Consider the following 4,582-nt stretch of genomic DNA (forward strand, 5'->3'; position numbering starts at 1 on the left):
GTCGAGCAATTCCTCGTGGAAGCCGCCGATGCCGCGCTCCCGGTCGACGAGATGGATCTCGAGGATCCAGTGGCACTGCCGCCCGCGGCTGTCGAGACGTCGCATGGGCTGATCGCTGCCGGGAGCGACATACGACGCGATCGTGTCGTGGGCGATCTTCTCGTGCGGGAACTCCCCGATGAGGTGACCGGCGATGTCGCCGCCGAACTCCCAGCCCGCGTCCGTGGCGAGCGCGACGACGTGCTCGTACAGCTGCTCGCCGGTGATGTCGGGATGGGCGTCGAAGTGAGCGCGGCCGGCGTCGAAGACCGCCGGGAGGCTCGTCCGAAGGGAGTGTTTGACCGGATCGGACCCCAGCACCCAGGTGCGCCCGAAGTCGGCCTCCCAGTCGTCGAACAGCGGACCGAAATCGCAGAACACGATGTCGTCGTCGGTGAGAACCCGGTCGGCGGGGTTCTCCCGGTATGGATGCAGGGTGTTGATGCCGCCGCGGACGATTCGCTTGTGCCAGAAGCGTGAGACGCCGAACATCTCGGCGGCCAGATCGCGGATCTCGTTGCTCACCTGTTTCTCGGAGGCGCCGGGACGGATGAGTCCGCGTTCGTCGATCGCGTCGAACAGAGAGACGGCCTTGGCCTGGGCGTCGAGGAGTTCGGCGACCCGGACCGGCTCGTCGACGATGTTGTCGGACATGAGACGAACCTAGTGCGCGGAGTGCTCCGATCGCGACCCGTCGGCGACGTCGTCGGCTGCGCGCGCGTGGCGGTTGCGGACGACCAACACCACGACCAGCGCCCAGATCACGAGCAGGGCGATGGTCAGACCGAGGCCGTAGGGGCGGTCCAGGATGGTGCCGCTCTGCTCGTTGCCGGGGGCGATCTTCGACTCCGGCCGCGGATACATGACGGGGAACGCCAGGAGCAGCACGAGCAGCGTCGCCGAGGCACCGGCGAGGACCGGCGGCCACCACCGTTGCGGCAGGATCGTCTTGACGCCGTGGCCGGCAGCAATGCACGCGGGAGCGAAGATCGCATCGTGGGCGATGAGTCCGCCGATGAGCCACACCACGATCGAGGTCTTGTCGGCGGTGGTCATGTCCCACATCAGCGATATCCCGTACCAGCCGATGGGCAGCGCGGCGAGGATCAGGACCAGACGTATGACGCGGACGGTCATGTGACCTCGATCCGGGTCAGCCATTTGGTCTGCAGCACGCCCGGGCGGTTGGGGGTGATCAGCCGACACGGGAAGCCGTGGTCGATGGTGAGGGTCTCGCCGTGGAGTTCGAGGGCCACCAGGGACGCCGGGTTACGGGCGAAATTGGCGGGTAGGACGCTGACGCCGTAGAGGCCGCGCTCCAGCGAGACGAAGCGGACGTCACGGTCGGTGTCGCCGCCCACCATCTCGACGAGGTCTCGGACACGCACGCCACGCCATTTCCCCTGCGCGCTCCACCCCTCGACACAGGCGATCGGGAGATCGCTGTCGTGCTGAGGTAGTCGGCGCAGCTGATCGAGGGTCAGCGTCATGGTCTTCCCGTTCGCGGCGAGGGTGAGCGCGTAATCCGGAGCACTGGCGCCCTCGACCACACCGGCGGCCTCGGCGGTCCGGTTGATGGGCACGCCCAGCGGACCCTCACCGGAACGCGGTGCGAGGAAGGAGATCCAGCGCAGGAACGGGACGGTCTGACCCGCGAACGCCAACACCGCGAGCCCTGCGGCCACGAACGACCCCCGCAGGATCGCCCGCCGCGACACCCCACGGTGGGGTCGGGGTGATCCGGGGTCGACGAACGGTGCGTAATCCGGTGGCGGCGGGTCCCGAGGGACGGCCGGTGGCCGCGAGTCCTCGGTCATCGGGTCGCCTCCTCGGGATCGACGGGTGCCGGCGTCGGGTCGTTGTCGATCGCGTCGGTGGACTCCAGCGGGGACCGGAACGCGGCCTGGATGATGGGTAGTTTCACCGCGATGTGCACCATCAACGCGGCGACGATGACGTAGGACATCGCGTAATGCGTTGTGGTGAAAAAGAATTTCCACGGGTAGAACTGCGCGGTGTTCATCAGACCGGTGAACAGCTGGAAGATCATCGAGCTGACGAGCACGGCGATGGACAGGCGTTCCAGCGCGCGCAGCGGTGAGCCGATGACCGGCCGCGCGAACAGCTTCGGGTACACGAGCTGCAACTTGATCAACAGCAACGGGATCGCGGCGGTCCCGGTGATCACGTGCAGGCCCTGGCTGAACCGGTAGAGCCACGGCGGGTCCGACGGGAAATAGAACCAGCTCGGCGGGTGCTGGATCCAGTGACTCAGCAGGCCCGTCGCGAAACAGATGACGACGCAGATGCCCAGCATGAGCCCGACGCGGGCGACGATTCGCGGGCTCCTCGCGCCGATGTCGCGGTCCGGGGCGGGCGGTTTCGTGAACCCGATCGTGAGGAAAACACCGAGCAACTCGCGGAACCGACCGGTCGACGGAACCGCAGAGGTCTCATCGGTGTGGTCGGGCTGCGAAGTGCTCACACCCTATATTCGCACCGAAGTCCGATTCGGCTTGGTGAACGGCCACGACAGACACATACGTCAGGCTTCGGAAACATTTGGGCTGTCATGGGTTGTCGCCGCCGCCGGCGGGATCACCGGCCGAGCGGTCGTCGGGGGCCGGGTCGTTCGTGGTCGGTGACGGATCCCGGGTGGGCGTCGGATCCGGTGTGGGCGCGGGCTCCTGTGTCGTCACCGGAGGCGGACTCGGCGACGGCTGCGGGGTTGTCGGCGAAGGACCGGGTGGCTGGGGGTTCGACGGGGGCACGGTCGGCGCTGCACCCGATCCGCCGCCGGACCGTGGAGCCGTCGGGCGCGTCGCCACTTCGCGCGGCGGGGTGACGGCGGCGGTCACCGGGCGAACCGGGGCGGCCGGGTTCGTTCCGGTCGCGCGCTGGATCCGGAGTACCGCGGCGGTCTGTTCGGCCGACGGGGTGGCGATGGTGACGGCGTTGCCCGCGGCGTCGAGACCGGTGATGCTGCCGTCGGCCCGGATGACCGCAGTTCGTCCGACGAGGTCGGGTGCCCCGGGGATGATTGCAGCACCCGCAGTGCCTGCCGCGCTGGATGTGGTCGACCCGCCGTGATGGTCCCCGCTGGGGACCATCACCACCGACGAGGTTCGAGGGTCGCTCGTCACCCACACGGTCAGGATCACTGCACACGCGATGACGACGATCGAGGACACCACGCCGAGCCACGCCCGTGCCCGGGTGGAGACGCCGCCGGACGCGGCTGGGGTCTTCGCGATCTGTGCCCGGAGCGCCGCTTTGGTCGCCTCGTAGTCGAGCGGTTCACTCACACGGTTCTCCTCGTGCCCGGCCGTGTGCCCACACACGAATTCGGGTAACAATAGCAAAACTGCAGGCGCAAAGAGTGTCGTGACCAGCTGTTTTGCGTACGTAACAGTATGGCGAAGGTGTCAGTGGCGGCGCGGGTTGGGCTCGTCGTACATCTGGGCGAGGCGCGCGTTGTAGGCCGCGAGCGCGGCCTCGTCGCTGTCGATGTCGTCGGCCTCGCCGTCGTCGCCCATCGTGGCCGACCGGCGTGCGCTGTCGAGCCACGACTGGCGCCGGGGGCGGTCCGGGTCGGGGTTGGTCTCGGCGCGGATCCACTGACCCGCGACCAGCACGAGCAGCAGCATCATCAGTCCGTCGCCGCCGAACCACATGATGGCGCCCGCGATGTTCTGGTCGGCCAGCGCGCTCGGCCCCCATCCCATGCGGGAGTCGCCGTACGCGGGCGCCAACGGTCGGTCGGTGAGCATCAGGATGACGCCGACGAGGGTGTCGGGACCCATCGAGATGAGCAGCGTCACGAAGCGCACGGGGTGCGACAGGTCGTGGCCGCTGAACTCGCCGCCGATCGTCGGCAGCAACAGCAGGTAGCCGCTCACCAGGTAGACCACCGACTCGGTCTCGTGGATCCACATGTTCTCGCTCATGGCCTGCTGAAAACCGGTGAGGTGCGTGCCCACCAGCACCGCGGCGTAGAGCGGGACCGAGAACGCCGGCGAGGTGAAGAACCGGGTGACACGGTGCGTCATGAACCCGCGCAGTCGCGCAGCGCCCGTGGGACCGAGGGTGTCGAGACCGAGACGAATCGGCTGGGCGACCACCAGCAGCAGTGGGATGACCATGATCAGCATGAGGTGCACGAGCATGTGCACCCAGAACAGGTGGTGCGAGTACATCGCGACGCCGGAGTTGATCGCCACCACCAGGACCACCATCGCGCCGAACCAGCTCAGGGTGCGGTGGATGGGCCAGCCCGATGGACTCTGGCGCGCCGCGCGGCGGACGCCGACCAGATACAGCGCCGTCGTCACGGCCATGACCACCCACCAGACGGGGGTGATGGTCCAGTCGGACAGCAGATCGGGGCGGGTCATCGGGGACATGGATCAGGCTTTCGGTCGGGTGAACTCCACTATCCGCCTGTCCGATTCGCACTCAGGTGTCCACCTGCGCGATTGCGAGCCACATCACCGCCGAACGTGCCGAAACCGCCCGCCGACCGTGCCGAGACGGCAAGAGCGAA

The 4,582-nt window shown here is 67.9% G+C and carries 6 protein-coding genes; all 6 read right to left on the reverse strand.

Annotated elements, in window-relative coordinates; genetic code table 11:
* Window positions 1-693: M24 family metallopeptidase (locus JHC79_RS14555; RefSeq protein WP_296391991.1), on the reverse strand; the 693-nt coding region annotated here is incomplete at its 3' end.
* Between the two features lie 9 nt (window positions 694-702).
* Window positions 703-1,176: a hypothetical protein gene (locus JHC79_RS14560; RefSeq protein ID WP_296391993.1), complete on the reverse strand. Its 474-nt coding sequence runs from the start codon at window positions 1,174-1,176 to the stop codon at window positions 703-705.
* Entirely contained in the window at window positions 1,173-1,856 is a 684-nt protein-coding gene (locus JHC79_RS23840) for a molybdopterin-dependent oxidoreductase (protein ID WP_366782830.1), read from the reverse strand. The genes JHC79_RS14560 and JHC79_RS23840 overlap by 4 nt, the downstream gene beginning before the upstream one ends.
* Window positions 1,853-2,524: a cytochrome b/b6 domain-containing protein gene (locus JHC79_RS23845; protein ID WP_366782832.1), complete on the reverse strand. Its 672-nt coding sequence runs from the start codon at window positions 2,522-2,524 to the stop codon at window positions 1,853-1,855. The genes JHC79_RS23840 and JHC79_RS23845 overlap by 4 nt, the downstream gene beginning before the upstream one ends.
* A gap of 85 nt (window positions 2,525-2,609) precedes the next feature.
* Window positions 2,610-3,344, reverse strand: coding sequence for a hypothetical protein (locus tag JHC79_RS14570; protein WP_296391995.1), 735 nt, complete (start codon window positions 3,342-3,344; stop codon window positions 2,610-2,612).
* Window positions 3,345-3,464: 120 nt separating this feature from the next.
* Entirely contained in the window at window positions 3,465-4,433 is a 969-nt protein-coding gene (locus JHC79_RS14575) for a cytochrome c oxidase assembly protein (protein WP_296391996.1), read from the reverse strand.
* Window positions 4,434-4,582: the final 149 nt, after the last annotated feature.

The organism is Williamsia sp., assembly GCF_016462415.1.
Lineage (GTDB): Bacteria > Actinomycetota > Actinomycetes > Mycobacteriales > Mycobacteriaceae > Williamsia_A.

Coding starts and splice junctions, on each gene's coding strand:
- JHC79_RS14575 (WP_296391996.1), bottom strand. CDS start 4,433: ATGACCCGCCCCGATCTGCTGTCCGACTGGACCATCACCCCCGTCTGG.
- JHC79_RS23840 (WP_366782830.1), bottom strand. CDS start 1,856: ATGACCGAGGACTCGCGGCCACCGGCCGTCCCTCGGGACCCGCCGCCA.
- JHC79_RS14560 (WP_296391993.1), bottom strand. CDS start 1,176: ATGACCGTCCGCGTCATACGTCTGGTCCTGATCCTCGCCGCGCTGCCC.